The 22,698-nt window shown below is 76.2% G+C and carries 9 protein-coding genes; 4 read left to right on the forward strand and 5 right to left on the reverse strand.

Features of this window, described 5'->3' with window-relative positions:
* The 3 genes from KPL57_RS50375 to KPL57_RS50385 form a co-directional block, all read left to right on the forward strand.
* Positions 1-866, forward strand: an 866-nt coding sequence (locus tag KPL57_RS50375) for an ABC transporter ATP-binding protein (protein ID WP_226357533.1), incomplete at its 5' end; no start/stop codon positions are given.
* Between the two features lie 108 nt (positions 867-974).
* Positions 975-1,370, forward strand: coding sequence for a hypothetical protein (locus tag KPL57_RS50380; protein ID WP_226357534.1), 396 nt, complete (start codon positions 975-977; stop codon positions 1,368-1,370).
* Complete coding sequence (locus tag KPL57_RS50385; protein WP_226358024.1) at positions 1,283-2,017, forward strand: ABC transporter substrate-binding protein; 735 nt, start codon at positions 1,283-1,285, stop codon at positions 2,015-2,017. The genes KPL57_RS50380 and KPL57_RS50385 overlap by 88 nt, the downstream gene beginning before the upstream one ends.
* A 78-nt stretch (positions 2,018-2,095) precedes the next feature.
* On the opposite strand, the gene KPL57_RS50390 is transcribed toward KPL57_RS50385, so the two are convergent.
* Genes KPL57_RS50390 through KPL57_RS50400 form a run of 3 tightly spaced genes read right to left on the reverse strand, consistent with a single transcriptional unit; the run spans position 2,096 to position 18,823 of the window.
* Complete coding sequence (locus KPL57_RS50390; RefSeq protein WP_226357535.1) at positions 2,096-17,140, reverse strand: non-ribosomal peptide synthetase; 15,045 nt, start codon at positions 17,138-17,140, stop codon at positions 2,096-2,098.
* Positions 17,141-17,189: 49 nt separating this feature from the next.
* A complete protein-coding gene (locus KPL57_RS50395; protein ID WP_062395825.1) occupies positions 17,190-17,402 on the reverse strand; it encodes an MbtH family protein in 213 nt (70 codons plus the stop codon).
* A gap of 38 nt (positions 17,403-17,440) precedes the next feature.
* Positions 17,441-18,823, reverse strand: coding sequence for a lysine N(6)-hydroxylase/L-ornithine N(5)-oxygenase family protein (locus tag KPL57_RS50400; RefSeq protein ID WP_226357536.1), 1,383 nt, complete (start codon positions 18,821-18,823; stop codon positions 17,441-17,443).
* 690 nt (positions 18,824-19,513) lie between these two features.
* On the opposite strand from KPL57_RS50400, the gene KPL57_RS50405 reads away from it, so the two are divergent.
* On the forward strand, positions 19,514-20,848 hold the full coding sequence (locus KPL57_RS50405; RefSeq protein WP_226357537.1) for a GGDEF domain-containing protein: 1,335 nt from the start codon (positions 19,514-19,516) through the stop codon (positions 20,846-20,848).
* 17 nt (positions 20,849-20,865) lie between these two features.
* On the opposite strand, the gene KPL57_RS50410 is transcribed toward KPL57_RS50405, so the two are convergent.
* Positions 20,866-21,495: a TetR/AcrR family transcriptional regulator gene (locus KPL57_RS50410; protein ID WP_179762537.1), complete on the reverse strand. Its 630-nt coding sequence runs from the start codon at positions 21,493-21,495 to the stop codon at positions 20,866-20,868.
* 32 nt (positions 21,496-21,527) lie between these two features.
* A complete protein-coding gene (locus KPL57_RS50415; protein ID WP_226357538.1) occupies positions 21,528-22,679 on the reverse strand; it encodes an acyl-CoA dehydrogenase family protein in 1,152 nt (383 codons plus the stop codon).
* Between the last annotated feature and the right edge of the window lie 19 nt (positions 22,680-22,698).

Here is a 22,698-nt window from a genome sequence, read left to right on the forward strand (position 1 = left end):
GCTGTTCCAGCTCGACGCCGCCCGTCCGCGGTCGCCGGGCTGCGGCGCATCGTCGCGTCGCCGAGATCGACCCGCCCGCCCCGCCGGCGGACCCGGCCGTGCCCGCCGACGCCCGGGTGCGGGTGCGCGGCCTGACCCACTCCTACGTCGACGGCCACCCGGCGCTGTCCGGGGTGGACCTCGACCTCGCCCCCGGCACCCGGGTCGCGCTGGTCGGCACCAGCGGTGCGGGCAAGTCCACGCTGGCCAAGCTCGTCGCCGGGATGCACACCCCGGACGCCGGGGTCGTCGAGATCGGCGGCGTGCCGCTGGAGCGCATCGACCACCGCGGCGGGCGGGCGCCGGTCGTCCTGGTGACCCAGGAGGTGCACGTGTTCGCCGGGCCGCTCGCCGAGGACCTGCGCCTGGCCCGCCCGGACGCCACCGACGACGACCTGCGCGCCGCCCTGGCCACGGTCGGCGCGGCGCCCTGGGTGGACCGGCTGCCCGACGGGCTGGAGACCGTCGTCGGGGACACCGGGCACGCCCTGACCGTGGTGCAGTCCCAGCAGCTCGCGCTGGCCCGGCTGGTGCTGGCCGACCCGCCGGTGGTGATCCTCGACGAGGCGACCGCCGAGGCCGGCAGCGCCGGCGCGGCGGAGCTGGAGCGCGCCGCCGACGCCGCGCTGGCGGGTCGCACGGCCGTCGTCGTGGCGCACCGGCTCAGTCAGGTCGCCGACGCCGACCTCGTGCTGGTGCTCGAGGCCGGGCGGACCGCGGAGACCGGCACGCACGCCGAGCTGGTCGCCTCCGGCGGCCGGTTCGCCCAGCTGTGGCAGGCCTGGACGGGCCTGCGCGGCGAGCCCGTCCGGCGTACCGGCGCCTGAGGTAAGGGTCTCTTGACCTGGCCCGGGACTTAGGTAAGCCTCAACTGCCACAGCGGATCACCGGGCAACGACGGACCCGTCGTCCCGGGTCGAGAGAACAGGAACGTCATGCCTCACGCCTCACCGTCCAGGGGACGGTTCCGCCCGCTCCTCGTCGCCCTGCTCGGTGTCCTCGTCCTCGCCGGGTGCTCCTCGGCGCCCTCGGGCGGCAGCGGTGACGGGACGCCGGCCACCCCGGCCGCGTCCGGGACGTTCCCGGTGACCGTCGAGCACAAGTACGGGTCCACCGAGATCACCGCCGAGCCGAAGCGGGTCGTGACCCTGGGCTACACCGACCCGGACGCGCTGCTCGCCGTCGGGATCGCGCCGGTCGGGATCGTCGACTGGTTCACCCAGCCCCGGCCGGCAACAAGTGGCTGTGGCAGGAGCAGGGCTTCGCCGGGCAGACCCCCGAGGTCGTCGGCGTCCGCGAGGAGTACCAGCTCGAGAAGATCGCGGCGCTGAAGCCGGACCTGATCATCGCGTCGTACTCGGGCATGACCCAGGAGCAGTACGACCAGGTCTCCCGGATCGCGCCGACGGTCGCCCAGCCCAAGGGCTTCGAGGACTACACCGCGTCCTGGCAGGTCATGACCCGGGAGATCACCAAGGCCGTCGGCCGCGAGAAGCAGGGCGACGAGCTGGTCGCCGCGACCGAGAAGAAGATCGCCGACGCCAAGGCCGCGCACCCCGACTGGGCGCAGCAGACCGCCGTCGCGGTCTCCTACGACACCCCGAACTACTTCGCGTTCGCCGGTGGCGACATCAAGGCCGACCTGCTGGCCCAGCTCGGCTTCCGTGCCCCCGAGGCGATCACCCGGGCCGCCGCCGGGACGAGCGAGGCGCAGCTGAGCCCGGAGCAGGCCGGCGAGTTCGACGTCGACAAGCTGCTCGTGCTCGCCCCGACCGAGGCCGCGAAGGCCGAGATCGAGGCACGTCCGGAGTTCAGCAGGCTCACGGCCGTCCAGCAGGGCCGGGTGCTGTGGATGCTCAGCTCCGAGCGCACCGAGCCGCTGCCCGCCGCGCTGAGCTACGGCAGCGTGCTGAGCCTCCCCTACGCCCTGGACAAGCTGGTGCCGGAGCTCGAGGCACTGCCCGCCGCCCAGGGCTGAGCCCGGGGCGCGCCCCGCACACACGACAGGGGGCCGGTCGCACCGCGACCGGCCCCCTGTCCTGTCTCCTGTCCTCGCTCAGTCCCGCCCGGTCAGCTCCCGCAGCGCCGCGGTCCACCGGCGTCCGAGGTCGGCGACGACGTCGTCGTCGAGCACCGCGGCCGGGTGGATCAGGTCGGCGTGCACCCGGGGCCCGTCCGCGCCGTCGACGGTGCGGGCGATGACGGTCAGCGGGAACCGCTGGCGCATGTCCGGCTCGACGGCGATGTCGAGGACGTCGTCCTCCTCGGCGAAGCCCCAGTCGCGCGGGGCGCGCCGGTCGAACCGGCCCAGGTAGTTGAACTCGATCTCGGGCAGCGGGAGCGGCGCGAGCTCCGCGGCGGTGTCCGGGTTCAGGTGGCGCAGCAGGCCGAACCCGAGGCCGTGGTCGGGCTCGGCGTCGAGGTCGGCGACCAGCCGGTCGCGCACCTGCCCGGCGGGTCCGCGCGGGTCGACCGCGACCGGCCGGATCGCGGTGAACCAGCCGACGGTGCGGGACAGGTCCGGTCGCGCCGCGACGGCCTCCTCCTCCCGGCCGTGTCCCTCCACCGCGAGCGGCACGACCCCCTCGGCGGGGGCGCCGTGGTGACGCGCGAGGCCGGCGACGGCGATCCCGAGCGCGGCGGCCAGTGCCCGGTCCGCACCGGCGGCGAGGACGGCGGCCGACAGGTCCGCGGGCAGCTCCACCGGGTGCACCCGGTTGGTGCCGTGCCGGTCGCGGTCCGGGTCGAACGGCGTCGCCAGCGGCAGTGCCACCCGCGGTCCGGCCAGGACCGAGCGCCACCGGCCGGTCTCGGCGACCCGCTGCGGGCGGGCGGCCTCGGCGGCGAGCATCGACGCCCAGGCGCGGTAGGACACCGGGACCGGCGGCGGCGCCGGCTCGCGCCCCGCGTCCTGGGCGGCGACGGCAGCGGCGAGGTCGTCGAGCAGGATCCGCCACGACACCCAGTCCACGGCGACGTGCGCGACCACCAGCAACAGGCGTCCGGGGGCGTCCGGTCCGGCATCGAACCAGACCGCCGACAGCATCGTGCCGGAGCCGGGATCGAGCCGGTCGCGCGCGGCGAGCGCCTCCTCCCCCAGCAGCTCGCGCACCTGGTCGGCGGTGTTCGCCGCGCCGACCGGCACCTCCCGCAGCACCGGGCCGGGCACCGCGGGCGGGACCTCCAGGCCGTCGGCGGTGCGCCGGGCGCGGAGCATGCCGTGCGTGGCGAGCAGCGCGCCCAGTGCGCGGCGCAGCACCGGCCCGGTCAGCCCGGCCGGGGTGCGCACCAGCACCGACTGGTTGTAGCCGGGCGCGTGCGGGTCGACCTCGGCGAGCCAGTCCAGGATCGGGGTGGACCCGACCGGACCGACGCCGTCGTCGTGGGTGTGCTCGCGCTCCACCGCCCCGGCGACGGCGGCCAGCCCGGCGACCGTGCGGTGCCGGAACACCTGGCGCGGGGTCAGCGCCAGCCCGGCCGCGCGGGCCGCGGACACCAGCCGGATCGCGATGATCGAGTCGCCGCCGAGGGCGAAGAAGTCGTCGTCGGCGCCGACCCGGTCCACGGCCAGCAGCTCCGCGACCAGCCCGGCCAGCAGGCGTTCGGGTCCCTCGGCGGGCTCCCGGCCGCCGCCGGGCGCCGGGGCGGGCTCGGGCAGCGCCCGCTTGTCGACCTTCCCGTTCGGGGTGCGCGGCAGCGGCCCGTCCAGCGCGACGAGGTGCGCCGGGACCATGTGCTCGGGCAGCCGCCCGCGCAGGTGCTCGGCGAGGCCGTCGGGCACCGCCGTGCCGCCGCCGGCCGGGACGACGTAGCCGTCGAGCCGGGTGACCGGGCCCCGCCGTCGTACGACGACCGCGGCCTGCGCGACGTCCGGGTGCGCGGCCAGGACGGCCTCGATCTCGCCGGGCTCGATCCGGTGGCCGCGGATCTTGACCTGGTCGTCGGAGCGGCCGAGGAACTCCAGGACCGGCTCGCGGTCGGGGTGCTCGGCGCCGTCGTCGAAGCGCAGCCGGACGCGGTCGCCGGTGCGGTACATCCGCTCCCCCGGCTCCCCGAACGGGCAGGCCACGAAGCGGTCCGCGGTGAGCGCGGTGCGCCCCAGGTAGCCGCGGGCCAGGCCGGCCCCGGCCACGTACAGCTCGCCGGGGACGCCGGGCGGGACGGGGGTGAGGGCGTCGTCGAGGACGTAGGTCCGCACGCCCGGGTCGGGGCGCCCGATCGGTGACCGGAACGCGGTGCCCGGCCGCGAGTGCCACAGCGTGGAGTTCACGGTGGCCTCGGTGAGCCCGTAGGCGACGTGCAGGTCCAGGTGCGCGCCCCAGCGGTCGATCAGGTCCGGCGGGACGGCCTCGGTCCCGGCGAGCACCGTCGACCCGGCCGGGAGCGACGCCTCCGGCGGCAGCGCGGTGATCAGCGACGGCGGCAGGATCAGGTGCGTGAGCCGCTGCTCGGCGAAGAACCCGGTCAGCTCGGCCGGGTCGGCGTCGCGGCCGCGCAGCCGCTCCGGGGCGACGACGAGCCGGGCCCCGGAGCACAGCGCCATGCACAGCTCGAACACGAGCACGTCGAAGCCGGGCGCGGAGAACTGCAGGACCCGGGAGTCCGGGGTCAGCCGCATCCGGTCGCGGGCCAGCTCCAGCAGCTCGCCGATGCCGGCGTGCGGCAGGACCGCGCCCTTCGGGCGTCCGGTCGAGCCGGAGGTGTAGATGACGTAGGCGGCGCCCGCCGGGTCGGTGGGCGGGTCGGCCGGGGCCGGGCCCGGCTCCGGCGGCGCCGGGACGAGGTGGGTGACGCCGTCGACGGCGGGCAGCAGGGCCGCGGCGTCGCCGGTGGTCACGACCAGCCGGGTGCCGGAGTCGGTGAGCAGGTACTCCAGCCGTTCCGGGGGCAGGTTGAGGTCCAGCGGCAGGAACGCGCCACCGGCGCGCAGCACCGCCAGCACCGCGACGATCATCTCCACCGACCGCGGCACCGCGACCCCGACGACGGTCTCCGGGCCGACGCCGCGGGCGCGCAGCTCGCGGGCCAGCGCGGCGGTCTCGACGTCGAGCCCGGCGTAGTCGAGCTCGCGGTGCTCGTCGGCGACGGCGACCGCGCCGGGCCGGTCGGCGACGGACCCGGCGACCATCTCCCACATCGTGCGGGCGGCCGGGACCGGGCCGCCGTCGAGGGCACGGCGGGTCCGGCCGGCCTCCCCGTCCGCGGCGACGTCGATCCGGCGGACCGGGCGCCGCGGGTCGGCGACGACGGCGCGCAGCACCGTGGTCAGCCGCTCCCCCAGCGCGTGCACGGTCGCGGCGTCGAACAGCTCGGTGCGGTACAGCAGCCGCACCCCCAGCGGCTCCTCCGGCCCGCCGTCGCGGAACTCGACGACCAGGTCGAACTGGGCGCGGGCGGGCGGCTGCGGCTGCTCGCCGACGGTGACCCCGGGCAGGACCAGGCCGGACTCGCGGGCGGTCCCACCGGCCCGGTGCACCACCATCACCTGGAACAGCGGGGTGGTGTCGGCGCTGCGGTCCGGGTTGACCGCGCGCACCACCGACTCGAAGGGCACGTCGGCGTGCGCGAACGCCTCCAGGTCGGCGGCCCGGACCCGGTCCAGGACCTCGGTGAACCCGGGGTCGCCGGACAGGTCGGTGCGCAGCACCAGGGTGTTGACGAAGAACCCGACGACGTCCTCCAGCGCCTGGTCCGAGCGGCCCGCGACCGGGGCGCCCAGCGGGATGTCGTCGCCGGCGCCGAGGCGGTGCAGCAGGACCGCGACGGCGGCCCGGGCGAGCATGAAGGTGCTCGCCCCGGCGGCGCGCGCCGTGCGGCGCAGCTCGGCGCCGAGCGCGGGGTCGATCGGCACCTCGACCGCGTCGCCCGCCATCGTCGGGGACGCGGGCTCGGGCCGGTCGGTCGGCAGGTCCAGGCGTTCGGGCAGCCCGGCCAGGGTGCGGGTCCAGAACGCGAGCTGGCGGCCCGCGACCGACGACGGGTCGGCCGGGTCGCCGAGCAGCTCCCGCTGCCACAGGGTGTGGTCGGCGTACTGCACCGGCAGCGGGGTGAGGCGGGGCGCGCGGCCCGCGGCCCGGGCCGCGTAGGCGGTCGCGAGGTCGGCCAGGAACGGCCGGTCGGACCACTCGTCGGTGGTGACGTGGTGCAGCACGAGCACCAGCACGTGCTCGCCGGTGTCGGACTCGGTGAGCAGCAGCACCCGGAGCGGCAGGTCGGAGCCCAGGTCGAACGGGCGCCGGATCTCCGCCGCCACCTCCGCCGGGGTGGCGGCGGCGTCGACGGTGCGGCGCACGAACGGCACCCGGGCCGTCGCGGCGTCGACGACCACCTGGACCGGGACGCCGTCGCCGTCGTCGACGAGCAGGGTGCGCAGCGACTCGTGGCGCCCGGTGACGTCGTGCAGCGCCGCGGCCAGCGCGTCGGCGTCCAGGGCGCCGGCCAGCCGGAAGGTGATCGGGAAATGGTAGGCGCTGTCCCGGCCGGCGTCGGCGTCGAGACGGTCGAGGACCCACAGCCGGTGCTGCGCCGACGACGCCGGCAGCGGCTCCGGGCGGGGCCGCGGCGCCAGCACGGGGCGGGCGGTGCCCTCGCCGCGGTCCTCGCCGGGGTCTCCCGCGTCGAGGCGGGCCGCGAGCCGGGCCGGGGTCGGCTCGGTGAACAGGTCGCGGATCGACACCTCCGCCCCGATCGCGGTGCGCAGCCGGGCGACGATCCGGGTGGCGAGCAGCGAGTGCCCGCCGAGGTCGAAGAAGTCGTCGTCCACGCCGACCTCGTCGAGGCCGAGGACCTCGGCGAACACCGTGCACAGGGCCTGCTCGGTCGCGGTCTCCGGGGCCCGCGACGGCGCCGCGGCGGCGCGGGCGTCGGGGACGGGCAGCGCGCGGGTGTCGAGCTTGCCGTTGGCGGTCAGCGGCAGCTCGTCGAGCAGCACGAACGCCGACGGCACGAGGTGGTCGGGCAGGCTCGCCCGCAGGTCCTCGCGCAGGACCGGGACCAGCTCGGCGGCGAACCGGGCCGCCGCCGGGTCGGTCGCCTCCGGGACGGCCGGGTCCCCGGCGCGGTGCAGCCCGACCAGCGGGCGGCCCGCCGGGTCGGCCGCGACCAGCACGACGTCGAGCAGGCCGGGTCCGTCCGGGGACCAGGTCGGCTCGGCGTCGCGGCCGTGCCGGGCGGCGAGCGCACGCAGCGCGTCGGGTTCCGGCCCGTCGCCGGGGCTCCCCTGCTCGGTGGCGAGCCGGACGTCCGGGACGCCGGTGAGGCGCAGCGCGGTGTCCCCGGCGTCGGCGAGGAGCCGGTCCAGCTCGTCGAGGGAGGTCATGTCGGTGCCCCAGCGCAGCGTGCGGGCCGGGTCGGCGCGGCGCACGTCGGCGCCGGGCAGGTGCAGCTCGACGTCGTAGCGGTGCCGGGTCAGCTCGTTGTGGGCGTCGCCGCGCTTGGCGCGCACCGCGACCTCGGCACCGAGGCCGGCCGCGACCCGGTCGAAGAACGCCGGGGCGAGGAGCAGCTCCTTCTCCAGGGCCAGGGACCGCTCCGCCGCGGCGTCGACCGCGGCGGGGTCGGCGCCGTCGCCGAGCCGGGTCCGGGCGATCGCGGTGTGGAACGCGCGCAGCGTGTCCGGGCGGCGCACGTCCCCGACGACGATCCGGCCGCCGGGGCCGAGCAGCTCCGCGGCGCCGGTGAGGACCCGCTCCAGGTAGCCGGCGTCGGGGAAGTACTGCACCACCGAGTTGATCACGACGGTGTCGAAGTGGCCCCGCGGCAGCCCGGACAGGTCGTCGGCGGGCCGGGTGTCGAGCTCGACGTGGCCGTAGCGGTCCGGGTCGGTCGCGAGCGCGGTGCGCAGCGCGGTGATGACCGGCTCGGCGAGGTCGGTGCCGCGGTACTCGGCGCAGCCGGGGGCGAGCGGGCCGAGCAGCAGCCCGGTCCCGACCCCGATCTCCAGCACACGCTCCGGGCGCAGCGCGCGGACCAGGTCGACGGTGGCCTCCCGCCACTGCGCCATCTCCGCGAACGGGATCGGCTCGCCGGTATAGGAGGAGTCCCAGCCGGCGTAGTCCTCGGTGAACACCGCGACCGGGATCCGGGAGTACTCCTCGGAGTAGATCGCGCGCCACTCGTCGACGGCGCCGGCGGCAGTGGCCGCGCGGTCGGCCTCGTCGGGGGCGGCGGGGACGACGTAGCCGACCAGCCGGAGCGACCCGCCGTCCGGTGCGGGGACCGGCACGACCGCCGAGCGCGACACCAGCGGGTGCCGGTCCAGGCGGGCGGTGACCTCGCCGGGCTCGACGCGGTGCCCGCGGATCTTGACCTGGTCGTCGGTGCGGCCCAGGAAGTCGAGCAGCCCGCCGGTGCCGGGGCGGCGCCGGACCAGGTCACCGGTGCGGTACATCCGCCCGCCCGGGCTCCACGGGTCCGCGACGAACCGCTGCGCGGTCAGCCCGAACCGGTCCAGGTAGCCGCGGGCCAGACCGTCACCGGCGATGTACAGCTCACCGGCGACGCCGTCGGGCACCGGGCGCAGCCACGGGTCCAGCACGTGCGCGACGGTGTTGGTGATCGGCGTCCCGACGGCGGGGGTGTCGGAGTCCGCGGTCCCGGTGCCGAGGGTGTTGATCGTGTACTCGGTGGGGCCGTAGAGGTTGTAGCCGAGCACACCGTCGGCGTCGCGCAGGGCCGACCAGACCGCGTCGGACACGGCCTCGCCGCCGAGCAGCACCAGCGGCATCGGGCGCCGGGCGAGCAGCCCGGTCTCCAGCAGCGCCGCGGCGTAGGTCGGGGTCACGTTGACGACGTCGACGTCGTGGGTGTCGCAGTAGGACACCAGCCGGTGGGCGTCGCGGCGCAGCTCCTCGTCGGCCACGTGCACCTCGTGCCCCTCGACCAGCCAGAGCAGCTCCTCCCAGCTCATGTCGAACGCGAAGGACACGGTGTGCGCGACCCGCAGCCGCGCGTCGGGGCCGCGGCGGGCGCGGACGTCGGCGACCACCGGGTCGAAGATCTCGCGGCGGTGGTTGAGCTGCATGTTCGTCAGCCCCCGGTACGGGGTGACGACGCCCTTGGGCCGCCCGGTGGAACCGGAGGTGTAGATGACGTAGGCGGGCAGGTCGAGCCGCGCCGGGTTGTCGCGGGCGAAGGAGCCCAGCTCGGCGTCGGGGATCGGGCCGGGGTCCAATGCGGCGCGCTCGGCCGCGACGGCCGGGTCGTCCAGCGCGACCGTGGGCACCTGCGCACCGGCGAGCGTCGGGGCGACCGCGGTCGTGGTGAGCACCGCGACCGGGCGGGCGTCGCGCAGGGTCTCGACCAGCCGGGCCGCGGGGTGGTCCAGCTCCAGCGGCAGGTACGCGGCGCCGGTGCGCAGCACCGCGAACAGCGCGACGACGGTCTCGGCCGAGCGCGGCAGCCCCAGCGCGACGACGGTCTCGGGCCCGGCGCCGCGGGCGCGCAGCAGCCGCGCGGTGCGGTTCACCGCGGCGTCCAGCTCGGCGTAGGTGAGCCGGACGTCCCCGGCGACGACGGCGAGGTCGTCGCGGGCGAGGGCCGCCCGCTCGGCGAGCAGGTCGGCGATCGTCGCGGTGCCGAGGTCGACCCGGCGCCCGGTGCGGTGCGCGACGACCTCGGCGCGCTCGTCGTCGCCGAGGGCGTCGATCCGCGCGACCGGGGTGTCGGGGGCGTCGAGCAGGCCGTGCAGCACCCGCCGCACGCGCTCCACCCAGCGGGCCGCGGCCGGCTCGCCGACGGTGTGCGACAGGGTCAGCCGGAACCGCTCGCCGGGGGTGACGGCGAGGGTCAGCGCGTAGTGGGTGGTGTCGGTGCTGGTCAGGTCGGTGATGCCGTGCCGGGCGCCGAGGTCGGCGACCCGCTGCTCGCCGCCCTCGGGCCGGTAGACGAACAGCGTGTCGAACAGGGTCCGGTGCCCGGAGGACTGCTGGATCTCCCCCAGCCCGACGGTCTCGTGCGGCAGCAGCGCGAGCCGCTCGGCCTGCACCCGGGCGAGCAGCTGCGTGCCGGTCTCGCCGGGGCGCAGGGCGACCCGGGCGGGCACGGTGTTGAGGAACAGCCCGATGATGTTCTCGACGTCGGGGACGGTCGCGGGCCGGCCGGCGACCGAGGTGCCGAACACGACGTCGTCGCGGCCGGTGCCGGCGGCCAGGGCCAGCGCCCACACCGTGGACAGCACGGTGTTGGGGGTGACCGCGCTGGCGCGGGCCAGCTCGCGCAGCCGCGCCGAGGTGTCCGCGTCGAGGTCGAGGTGGGTCTCGGCGACCCGCCGCGGGCTCGCGGCGGGGGTGGGCGCGGTGAGGGTGGGCTCGTCGAGCCCGGCGAGCGCGTCCCGCCAGGCCGCCCGTCCGGGCTCCGGGTCGCGGGCGGCGATCCAGGCCAGCAGGTCGTCGTAGCCGCCGCCGGGCGGCGGGGGCGGCGACCCGGCGTAGGTGTCGAACAGCCCCTCCAGGAACAGCCAGGCCGACCAGCCGTCCCAGATCAGCAGGTGACGGTGGATCAGCAGCCGGTCGCGGCCGTCGCCGCGCAGCACGGTGATCCGGAACAGCGGCGGGGCGCTCAGGTCGAACGGCGCGGTCCGGTCGGCGGCGGTGAGCCGGTCCCGCTCGGCCTGCGAGCCGGTGTGCACCAGCCGGACCGGCGGGGCCGGGTCGGCGGCGACGAACTGCACCGGCCCGTCGAGGCCGTCGGCGGTGAACCCGGCACGCAGCGTGGGGTGGCGGCGCAGCATCGCGGTGACGGCGTCGCGCAGCCGGTCGAGGTCGATCTCGTGGTCGAGCTCGACGGTCTCCTGCACGGTGTAGGCGTCACCGGCGGCGGTGACGGTGCCCGCGGTGCCGTCGAGGGTGGCGTGGAAGTAGAGCCCCTCCTGCAGCGGGGACAGCGGCCAGACCCGGTCGACGTCGTCGCCGGCGATCTCCCGCACCCGGGCGAGGACGGCCGGGCCTGGCTCGGGCAGCGGCGGGACCGGCTCGGCGGCGGCCCCGGCCCGACCGGCGACGGCGGCCGGGGTGCGCCCGGCCAGGACGTCACCGGGGCCGACGTCCAGGCCGGCCCGCCGGGCCCGCGAGGACACCGCGATCGAGGTGATGGAGTCCCCGCCGAGGGCGAGGAAGTCGTCGTCGGGGCCGACCCGGTCGCGGCCCAGGACCTCGGCGAACGCCGCGCACAGCACGCGTTCGACCTCGGTGGCGGGCTCCCGGTCCGACCCGCCCGCGGCGACGCCCGGGGCGGGCAGCGCGGCCTGGTCGAGCTTGCCGTTGGGGGTCAGCGGCAGCTGCTCCAGCACGACGACCGCGGCGGGCACCATGGCCTCGGGCAGCACCCGGGCCAGCGCGGCGCGCAGCCCGTCGCCGTCGGGGGCCGCGCCGGCGGCGGGCACGACGTAGCCGACCAGCGCCGGGGACGGCCCGTCCCGGCGGACGACGACCGCCGCGCGGCCGACCCCGTCGGTCGCGGCGAGCGCGGCCTCGACCTCGCCCGGCTCGATGCGCTGCCCGCGGATCTTCACCTGGCCGTCGGAGCGGCCGAGGTAGACCAGCTCGCCGTCGACGCGGCGCACGACGTCGCCGGTGCGGTAGAGCCGCTCCCCCGGCGCGCCGAGCGGGTCGGCGACGAAGCGGTCCGCGGTCAGCCCGGGGCGGGCGTGGTAGCCCCGCGCCAGCTGCACGCCGCCGAGGTACAGCTCGCCGGGGACCCCGTCGGGGACCGGGCGCAGGCAGGCGTCGAGGACGTGGGTGCGGGTGTTCGCGACCGGCACGCCGATCGGGACGACGGTCCCCGGGTCGGGCGCCACCGTGTGCGCGGTGACGTCGACGGCGGCCTCGGTGGGCCCGTAGAGGTTGTGCAGCGCCACCCCGGTCAGCGCGTGCCAGCGACGGGCCGCGGCGGCGGGCAGCGCCTCGCCGGAGCAGAACACCCGCCGCAGCGTGGCCGCCCACCGCGGGTCGGCGACGACCTGTTCGGCGGCGAGGAAGCCCTCCAGCATCGAGGGCACGAAGTGCAGCGTGGTGATCCGCTCGTCGCGGACCAGCCGCGCCAGGTACTCGGGGTCGCGGTGCCCGCCGGGGGCGGCGAGCACGACGGTCGCGCCGGTCGAGGGGCCCCAGAAGAACTCCCACACCGACACGTCGAACCCGGCGGGGGTCTTCTGCAGCACCCGGTCGTCGGCGGTGAGCGGGTACGCGTCCTGCATCCAGTCGAGCCGGTTGCCGATGGCGCGGTGGCTGACCACGACGCCCTTGGGCCGCCCGGTCGAGCCGGAGGTGTAGATCAGGTAGGCGGCGTCGTCGGGGTCCGGGTCGGGCAGCGCGGCGGGCACCGGGCCGTCGGCGAGCTCGGCGACCGCCAGCCGGCGCACCCCGGGCAGGTCGGGCAGCGGGTCGGTGCCCGCGGGCACCAGCACGGTGTCGACGCCCGCGTCGGCGGCGGTGAACGCGATCCGCTCCGCCGGGTGCTCCGGGTCCAGCGGCAGGTACGCCGCCCCGGCGCGGACGACGCCGAGCAGCGCGACCATCAGCTCGGTCGAGCGCGGCACGGCGACCCCGACGACGCTGCCCGGTCCGGCGCCGCGCTCGCGCAGCGCCCCGGCCAGCGCGGCCGAGCGGCGGTCCAGCTCGGCGGCGGTGAGCGTCCCGTCCGGTGCGACGACGGCGGTGCGGCCGGGGTCGGCGGCCAGCCCGTCGGCGACCCGGCGGGCCAGGGTCCGCGGGTCGGCGGCCCGGGCGGGGCCGTGCACGCCCTGCTCGGGACGGGTGCGCAGCGGCAGCGAGGCGACGGTGCGCTGCGGGCCGGTGGCCAGCGCGGTCAGGGTGCGCTCGAACATCTCGAGCAGCAGGCCCGCGGTGGCGTCGTCGACGCGTGCGGTGTCGTGCTTGAGCACGACGGAGGTCTCCCGGCCCGGCCGCACGACCAGCGCCAGCGGGTAGTGCACCGCGTCGCGCACCTCCACCCCGGTGACCAGGCCGTTCGCGGTCTGCTCCGCGGTGTAGTTCTCGATCACCACGATGGAGTCGAACAGCTCCCCGCGGCCGCGCTGCAGCTCGGCGAGCCGGACCTGCGGGTGGTCGAGGACGGCGGTGCGGCCGTCCTGCATGCGGCGCAGCGGCGCGGACAGGGGCTCGCCGGGCGCCCAGCGCATCCGCACCGGGACGGTGTTGACGAACAGCCCGACGGCCTCGCCGATGCCGTCGACGGCGGCGTCGCGGCCGGACACGGTGCTGCCGACGAGCACGTCGCGGCTGCCGGTGAGCGCGCCGACGGTGAGGGCCCACGCGGTGTGCAGCACCGTCGACGGGGTGACCCCGCGGGCGCGGGCGGCGCGGTCCAGCGCGGCGGTCGCGGCGACGTCGAGGGTCAGCCCCCGCTGGGCGTGCGGCCGGTCCCCGCCCTCGGCGACGGTCCGCGGGGCGGGGAGGGCGTCGAGCAGCCGGACGGGTTCGGCGCCTGCCAGCTCCGCTTCCCACACCGCGCGGGCGGCGGACCGGGCGTCGTCGGTGTCGAGGGCGGTGAGGTGGGCGAACCAGGCGCGCAGCCGCGCCCCGGCCCGGGCACGCGGCCCAGCGGGGTCCTGCGGGGTGCCCGCGGCCCGGGCGGCGTGGGCCTGCTCCAGCTCGGTGACCAGCAGCGCGACCGACCAGCCGTCGAGGATGGCGTGCTGGAAGGTCAGGGCGAGGCGGGCGCGGTCGTCGTCGTGCAGGAGCGCGGCGCGCAGCAGCGGCGGGCGGGCGAGGTCGAAGGGGCGGGTCCGCTCGGCGTCGAGCACGGCGGCCGGGTCGGTGCCGCGTACGTCGTGCTCGGTCCACGGCAGCGTGACGTGGTCGGCGACGCCCTGGACGACGCGGCCGTCGGCGCGCTGGGCGAACCCGGCACGCAGCTGCGGGTGCCGGTCGAGCAGGTCGGACAGGGCAGCACGCAGGGCGCCCGGGTCGACGTCGGCGGGCAGGTCGAGGACCTCCTGCACGACGTAGGAGGTGTCGGCCGGGTCGAGCGCGGCGTGGAAGAAGAAGCCCTCCTGCAGCGGGGACACCGGCCCGGCGAGGGTGACGGGGCCGAGCACGGCGGCCGCGGCGTCGTCGAGGACGGTCGTGTCGGGCCCGGTGGGCGCGGCGACGGCGTGGTGCTCGGTCACGAGCGGCGCGAGCTCGGCGACGGTGCGGTGTGTGAAGACCTGCCGCGGGGTGACCAGCAGGCCGGACTCGCGGGCCCGCACGACCAGCCGGATCGACAGGACCGAGTCGCCGCCGAGGGCGAAGAAGTCGTCGTCGACGCCGAAGCCGGGCACCCCGAGGACCTCCGACACGAGGTCGCAGAGCAGCGCCTCGCGTGGTGTGCCGGGGCGGGTGCCGCGGACCTGCGCGGACAGGTCGGGGGCGGGCAGCGCGGCCCGGTCGGTCTTGCCGTTGGCCAGTACCGGCACCGACGGCAGCGGGACGACGGCGGCGGGCACCATCCAGTCCGGGAGCCGGTCGCGCAGGTGCTCGCGCAGGGCGCCCACCAGGGCGTCGACGTCCCGGAAGGGGGCCGGGCGGTGGAACGCGGGGCCGATCGCGTCCGTGGTCGCGCGGTGCAGCGGCCCGGGGTCGACGCCGGGCCGGGAGAACAGCAGCTCGACCGTCGCGCCGGGTCCCCAGGTGCCCTCGGCGTGGTGGCCGAGGGACTCGCCGAGGGCCAGCAGCTCCTCGGGGTCGGCACCGGCGGGGGGCTCGGGTTCGCCGTCGATGCGGGCGCGGGTGGCGCGGTCGGCGGCCGAGCGCAGGTCGGGGACCCCGACCACACGCACCACGTCCGCCCCACCACGGGCGAGCGCGGCGCGCAGGGCGTCGGTGAGCGCGGCCGGGTCGGCCCCGACCCCGTCCCAGTCGATCACGAGCGGGTCGGTCGCGGGGCCGGGCCGCGCGGCGGCGCCGGGCCGGAGCACGACGTCGTAGCGGTAACGCGAGAGCTCGTCGTGCGCGCGGGCCCGCTTGATCCGGATGCTGCTCGCGTCGAACCCGTCCAGCGCGGTGAAGAACTGCGGCGCGCAGAGCAGCTCGCCCTCCCAGGCGACGGCGCCGTCGAGGGCGCGGCGCAGCTCGGCGGGATCGGCGTCGGGCCGCCGGGCGGCGACGACCCCGGCGCGGAAGGTGCGCAGCAGCCCGGCGTGCCGGACGTCGCCGACGACGATCGCGCCGCCGGGGGCGAGCAGTGCCGCGGCCCGGGTCAGCACGTCGGTCAGGTACTCGGGGCCCGGGAAGTACTGGGCGACGGAGTTGATCACGATGGTGTCGAAGGGGCCGGTGATGCCGTCGAGCTCGTGGGCGGCGGCGGGGGCCAGCTCGACGCGCCCGCGCAGCCCGGGGCGGGTCGCGACCCACCGCGACAGCGCGGCGACGGCCTCGGCGGACACGTCGGTGCCGACGTAGCGGGGACAGTCCGGGGCCAGCTCGGCGAGCAGCAGGCCGTTGCCGACGCCGAGCTCCAGGACCCGGCCGGGGCCGAGCTCGCGGATGCGGGCGACGGTGGCGTCACGCCAGGCCCGCATGTCCGCACGCGGGATCGGGGTGCCGTCGTAGGTGGAGTTCCAGCCGGCGAAGCCGCCCTCGTAGCCGGTGGGGTCGCCGTCGTCGGCGGAGGTGGCGGCGTAGAGCAGCTCGTGGACGTCGCGCCAGTCGGCGACGCGCTCGGCACCGTCGTCGGCGGGGGTGTCCCCGGCGGTCGCGGGGACGACCCACGCGGTGAGGCGCCGGTCCCCCGGCGCGGCCTCGTGCACGCCGACGACGGCCTCGGCGACGTGCGGGTGGGCCCGCAGCACCGACTCGATCTCACCGGGCTCGATCCGGTAGCCGCGGATCTTCAGCTGGTCGTCGACGCGGCCCAGGAACTCCAGCTCGCCGCGCTCGTCGACGCGCACGAGGTCGCCGGTGCGGTAGAGCCGCCCGCCCGCGGGCCCGAACGGGTCGGCGACGAACCGCTCCGCGGTCAGGCCCGGCTTGTTCAGGTAGCCCCGGGCCAGGCCGGGGCCGCCGAGGTAGAGCTCGCCCTGCTCGCCGTCGGGGACCGGGGCCAGGTCGGGGCCCAGCACGTACGCGTCGGTCATCGGGTCGGCGACGCCGATCGGCACCACCGGCCCGGTTCGCGCCGGGTCGCACCGGCCCAGCGTGGAGTTGACGGTGACCTCGGTCGGACCGTAGGCGTTGAACATCGCCCGGCCCCGCGCCCAGCGCGCGACCAGCTCCGGGGACACCCGCTCGGTACCGGCGAGCAGGGTCGCCGGGGGCAGCGTGACGTCCGGGCCCAGCGCGGCGAGCAGCGCGGGCGGCAGCACCATCACCGTCACCGCGTGCTCGTGGGCGTAGTCGGCGAGCTCGGGCACCGGCAGCCGCAGCTCCGAGGGCACCACGACCAGCCGCCCGCCGGAGAGCAGTGCCATGCACAGCTCCCAGAACGCGACGTCGAAGCCGGTCGAGGCGAACCCGAGGATCCGGTCGTCCGCGCCGACGCCGAGCCGCTCGGTCTGGGTGGCGACGAGCTGGGTGACACCGCTGTGGGTCAGCACGACGCCCTTGGGCCGCCCGGTGGAGCCGGAGGTGTGGATGACGTAGGCGGCGCCGAGGACGTCGACGTCGGGCACCGGGGCGACCGGGGCGGCGGCGATCGCGGCCCGGTCGGCCTCGTCGTCGAGCAGCACGGTCGGGGTCCCGTCGGGCAGCGGCAGCTCCGCGGCGACACCGGCCGTGCTCAGCACGACGGCCGGGCGGGCGTCGTCGAGCACCAGCGCGGTCCGCGCCGGGGGCTGGTCCGGGTCGACCGGCAGGTACGCCGCGCCCGCCCGCAGGATCGCCACCTGCGCGACGACGAGGTCCACCCCGCGCGGTACGGCGAGCGCGACCAGCCCCTCCGGTCCCGCGCCGCGCCCGCGCAGCACCGACGCGAGCCGCCCCGCCCGCTCGTCGAGCCCGGCGTAGGTCAGCTGCTCGCACTGCTCCCCCGAGCCGCACTGCACCGCCACGGCGTCCGGCGTGGCCGCGACCTGCCCGGCGAACAGCTCCGGCCACGTCGCGAGCGCACCGTCCGGCAGCGGTCCCGGGCGCGGGTCGGACGGGGACGGCAGCGTGCGGGTCACGGGAGGCGCTCCTGGGGTGGTGGTGCGGGACGGGCGGCGCTGGGGCGGGTCAGCCGGCGGCGCGTTCGCGCAGGCTGCGCGGCCGCAGGTCGGTCCAGTGCGTCTCGACGAAGGACAGGCACGACGGCTTGTCGGCCGGCCCGTGCTCGACCGTCCAGCCGGCGGGGACCTCGGCGAACGCGGGCCACAGCGAGTACTGGCCCTCGTCGTTGACCAGCGCGTAGAAGCTGCCCTCGGGGTCGTCGAAGGGGTTCGTGGACATGGCTCTCCCTGGGATCGGCGGAACGGGTGGGGTCGCGCTCAGACGACGACGGGCGTCGGCGCCGTCGACGGCACGGGCGCGCCGGTCAGCGAGGCGACGACCTCGCCGGACCGGACCGCGATGTTGGACAGCAGGGTCGAGGTGATGCCGTGCGTGTGCTCGGTCGGTCCCTGCAGGTAGAAGCCGGCCCGCACCGCGGTGCCGTCGGCCAGCGCGGTGGTGCCGAGCCGGTAGTCGCGGTGCACGTCGAGCCGGCCGCGGGCGTCGCGGGCGCAGGCCTCGTCGAGGCCGCCGGAGAGCAGCCACAGCGGGTCGGCGGGGCGGTAGCCGGTCGCGTAGACGACGGCGTCGGCGGTGATGACCTCGCGCGAGCCGTCGATCAGCGACTCGACGGCCAGCTCCACCCGGTCCCCGACGTCGACGACGTCGGCCACCCGGGACACGTTGCGGAAGCGCAGGCGCTCGGTCCCGGCGACCCGCTCGTGGTAGTGGGTCCGGTAGAGGCCCTCGATGAGCTCCGGGTCGACCACGGAGTAGTTGGTGTTCGCGTGGTAGCCGAGGATGCGGTCCTTGACCTCGTCCGGCGCGGTGTAGAAGTCGTCGACGGCGGCCGGGTCGAAGATCCGGTTGGCGAAGGAGGTGTCGTCGGCGGGGCTGTAGCCGTAGCGGGCGAACACCGCGTGCACCTCGGCGGTCGGGAAGGTGCGGTGCAGGTGCTCGACGGTCTCGGCGGCGCTCTGCCCGGCGCCGACGACGGCGAAGCGGGTCGGCTCGGTCCCGGCGAGCTCGCGGGTGCGGAACAGCAGGTCGCGGTTGTGCCAGACGCGGCCGCCCACGGTGATCCCGCGCGGCAGGACGGGGGTGAGCCCGCAGGCGAGGACGACGTTGCGGGCGCGCAGGCGCTCCACCCGGTCCCCGGTGCGGACGACGACGTCGACGAGCTCCACGCCGTTCCCGCCGCGGACCGGCTCGATCTCGACGACCTCGCTGCCGTAGTCGACCGTCACCGCCGACCCGGCGGCCGCGCTGATCTCCCCCACCCGGGCCGCGGCCCACTCCAGGTAGTCGTGGAACTCGCGACGGGTCGGGAACGACGAGCCGTAGTTGATGAAGTCGGCGAGCCGGTCCCGGTCGTGGAGGTAGGACAGGAAGGAGAAGCCGCTGGTCGGGTTCCGCAGCGTGACCAGGTCCTTGAGGTGCGAGACCTGCATGGTCGCGTCCTCGAGCAGCATCCCGCGGTGCCAGCCGAACCGCTCCTGGCGCTCGACGAAGCGGGCGCTCGCCCGTGCGTCGGCCGGGACCGTCGCGTTGTGCTCGAGCAGGGCGATGGCGATGCCGAGGTTCGACGGCCCGAACCCGACCCCCACCACGTCGAGTACCTCCGGGGTGGAGTGGGGGTTCGCGTTCGCGGGGTTCGCCATCACGGTCCTTTCGTTGCTTCGGCACGCCTCAGATAAGGCGAGGCTAACTGCAACACGAAGGTGGATGTCCCGCCTAGGGGGTGATCGCCGGGGCCCGGCCGCGAGGGGCCGTCCGCACTGGTCAGCGCCGTGACGTGACGCAGGTGTCACCCATTGGGAGTACAGAGCGCAACGGTGCACGCACCGCCGCACGAGGGTGTCGCATGCCCCGTCCGCGCGTCATCAGATCTGACGAGAGGGCCTCTCCGGCCACTCGGGGCGTGAGCGCGCCGGCCGGTGGCGACCCCGGCCGCGCGACGGCGCGGAACGGCGCGGAACGGCGGCGCCGCGCGGGACGACCGAACGTCCCGCGCGGCGCCGATGACGGTTCACCAGTCCCAGTTGCGCACGAGCGATCCCCCCTCGACCGGAGTGCTTCTCCCCGTCCCGGAACGGACGCCGTTGCGCTCCGCACGTGAGGACGCACGGCGTGCTCCACGATCGAGTGATGACGTGGCCAGAGTAAGCGACGGACAACGCTCCGTCACGATTTAACGTAAACCTGAGGCGTTCGCCGTCGGTTCCGGGCCGTTCGGCGCGGATTCCGGCCACCGGGGCACGAACGGCAAAGGCTTGCCTTACCCGCGGGTAGCCTCGGTCCATCCCCCTGACGCAGCCGACGAACAGGCAGGCGACGTGACCTCTGGCCCGGTGGCACCACGTCCGGCCGGGCGCCGCCGTCGTGCGCCGGACGCCCGGTCGCTGCTCGGCCTGCCGGTGCGCCCGCTGCTGCTGGTCCTGGTCGTGGAGACCGCCGCGGTGGCCGCGGTCGTCGCGGGCCTGCTCACCGGGGACCCGCCGGTGCGGACCGACGTGCTGCTCTGCGGGCTGCTGGTGCTGGTGGCCGCGGTGCACACCGAGCTGTCGGTCAACGCCGAGCGTCTGCGGCGCCGGATCGCCGCGACCCGCTACATCAACATGACCTCGGTGTGGACCTTCGCGGCCGCGCTGCTGCTGCCGCCGGGGCTCGCGACGGTCGTCGTTGCCGTCATCTACCTGCACCTCTACCTGCGGGTGGCCCGCCCGAGCGGCACGCCGCCGCACCGCCAGGTCTACAGCGCGGCCACGGTGCTGCTCGCCGTGCACGCCGTCGCGGGGCTGCTCGCGCTGGTCGACGGCCGGGCCGGGGCGCTGGCGACCCCGCAGAACGCGGCGCTGGTGCTGGCCGCGCTGGTCGCCTACACGACGGTGAACACGCTCCTGGTCGTGTCGGTGCTGCGGCTGACCGCGCCGGGCTCGCGGTTCCTCGCGATCCTGCTGGGCGGGGACATCGGCCTGGAGCTGGCGACGCTGTCGATCGGCGGGCTGGTCGCGGTCGTGCTCGCCAACACCTCCCCCTGGTTCGCATTGCTCGCGGTGCTGCCGCTGCTCGTCGTCGAGCAGACCACCCTGGTGCGCCAGCTGGAGGCGCAGGTCGACACCGACGCCAAGACCGGGCTGCTCAACCCGGCGGCCTGGCGCTGGCGCAGCCGTCAGATGCTGGAGCGCGACACGCGTACCGACCGGGCCGCCGCGGTGCTGATCCTCGACCTCGACCACTTCAAGGCGGTCAACGACCGGCACGGCCACCTGGCGGGCGACGACGTGCTCCAGGCCGTCGCCGACGTCCTCACCGCCGAGGTCCGCGACCACGACCTGGCCGGCCGGTTCGGCGGCGAGGAGTTCGTGGTCGCGCTCGGCGGGATGCGTGCCGACGACAGCCCGGCCGACCGCGCCCGCGAGGTCGCCGAGCGGATCCGGCGGGGCGTGCGCGCGCTGCAGGTCGACACCGCGACCGCCGGGCCGGTCACCGGGCTGTCGGTGTCGGTCGGGGTCGCGACGACGCCCGACCACGGCACGGACCTCGACGGCCTGCTGGCCGCCGCGGACGCCGCGCTCTACGAGGCCAAGCACGCGGGCCGCGACCGGGTCGCGGTCCGGCGCCCGGCACCGCCGGTCGTCGCCGAGGGCGCGACGCCGCCGTTCGGGCTGAGCTTCGGCACCTGAGGCGCCGGGTCACCGGGTCACGGCCCGAGCAGCACCCGCGCCAGGTCCTTCCACTGGGGCAGCATCGCGTCGCCCGCGGGGTCGCGCGGGTCGAAGGTGTAGGTCAGCGCGGTCCCCCGCATCGAGGTGAGCAGCAGGTCGCGCAGCTGCTTGAACCGCGGGCGGCCCGCCAGCTCGTCGCCGAACATGCGGGCCATCGACGCGCGGATCGCCGCACCGAGCCGCTTCTCCTCGGGACGCAGCGCCTCGGCGATCTCGGAGTTGGACCGGGCCGCGGTCCACAGCTCCACCGCCGCCCAGAAGTGCGGCTCGGAGAAGCTCTCCCACAGCAGCTCGATGACCCGGTCGGCGCGTTCGAACAGGCCGACCTGGTCGGCGTCGAGCACCCGGCGGACGCGTTCCTCGGTGTCGGCGACGCGTTTGACCGCGAGGTGCTGCGCCGCCGCGACCAGCAGCCGGTCCCGGCTGGGGAAGTGGTGCAGCAGCCGACCACGCGAGACGTCGGCGGCCGACTGGATGGTCAGGGTCGTGGATCCGGAGTAGCCGCCGTCGATGAGGCAGGCGACGGCGGCGTCCAGGATCCGGGCGCGGCTGTCCGAGGACCGCTGCGCCCGGCTCCTGACCACCGGGGTGGGTTCGGTGTTCATGATGTGCTCATGATCGCCTGTCGGTCATCGGCTCAGAGTCCCAGACCCCGGCCGATCACCTCCTTCATGATCTCGGTGGTGCCGCCGTAGATCCGGGTGATGCGGGCGTCGGCGTAGGCCTTGGAGACCGGGTACTCGCTCATGTAGCCGTAGCCGCCGTGCAGCTGGAGGCAGCGGTCGGCGACCCGGCCCTGCAGCTCGGTGCACCAGTACTTCGCCTTCGAGGCGTCGACGGCGGTGAGCTCGCCCGCGTTGAGCGCGCGGACGCAGTCGTCGACGTAGTGCTCGGCGAGGTCGATCTCTGTGTCCATCTCGGCGAGGGCGAACTTGGAGTTCTGGAACGACCCCACCGGCGAGCCGAAGGCCTTGCGCTCCTTGACGTAGGCCAGGGTCCCGTTCAGCACCGCCCGGGCCGCCGCGGCACCGGCGATCGCGATCGACAGCCGTTCCTGCGGCAGCTTCTCGACCAGCTGGACGAAGCCCTTCCCCTCCTCGGGCCCGAGGAGGTTCTCCACCGGGACCTTCACGTCGGTGAAGGACAGCTCCGCGGTGTCCTGGGCGTGCATCCCCAGCTTGTCGAGGTTGCGGCCCCGCTCGAAGCCCTCCATCCCGCGCTCGAGCACCAGCAGGCTCATGCCCTTGTGCTTCTGCGACGGGTCGGTCTTCACCGCGACGACGATCAGGTCGGCGTTGATCCCGTTGGTGATGAAGGTCTTCGCGCCGTTGACGACGTAGTGGTCGCCGTCGCGGATCGCGGTCGTCGACATCGACGCCAGGTCCGAGCCGATGCCCGGCTCGGTCATGGCGATGGCGAGGATCGTCTCGCCGCTGACGACGCCCGGCAGCCAGCGCTGCTTCTGCTCCTCGGTGCAGTAGGTGAGCAGGTAGGGCAGCACGATGTCGTTGTGCAGGGTCAGGCCCAGGCCGGACCCGGCGGCGCCGACGCGCAGCAGCTCCTCGCTGATGACGGCGTTGAAGCGGAAGTCCTTGACCCCGCCGCCGCCGAACTCCTCCGGTGCGTCGATGCCCAGGAAGCCGTTCGCACCGGCGGTGGTGAACAGCTCCCGCGCGACGGCGCCGTCGCGTTCCCACTGCGCCTCGTGCGGGACGATCTCCTTCTCGACGAAGGCGCGGAACGCCTCCCGGAAGTCTTCGTGGTCGGACTCGTAGAGCGTGCGCTTCACGGCGCCGCCTCCCCTCGGG

Source organism: Pseudonocardia sp. ICBG601, from assembly GCF_020496245.1.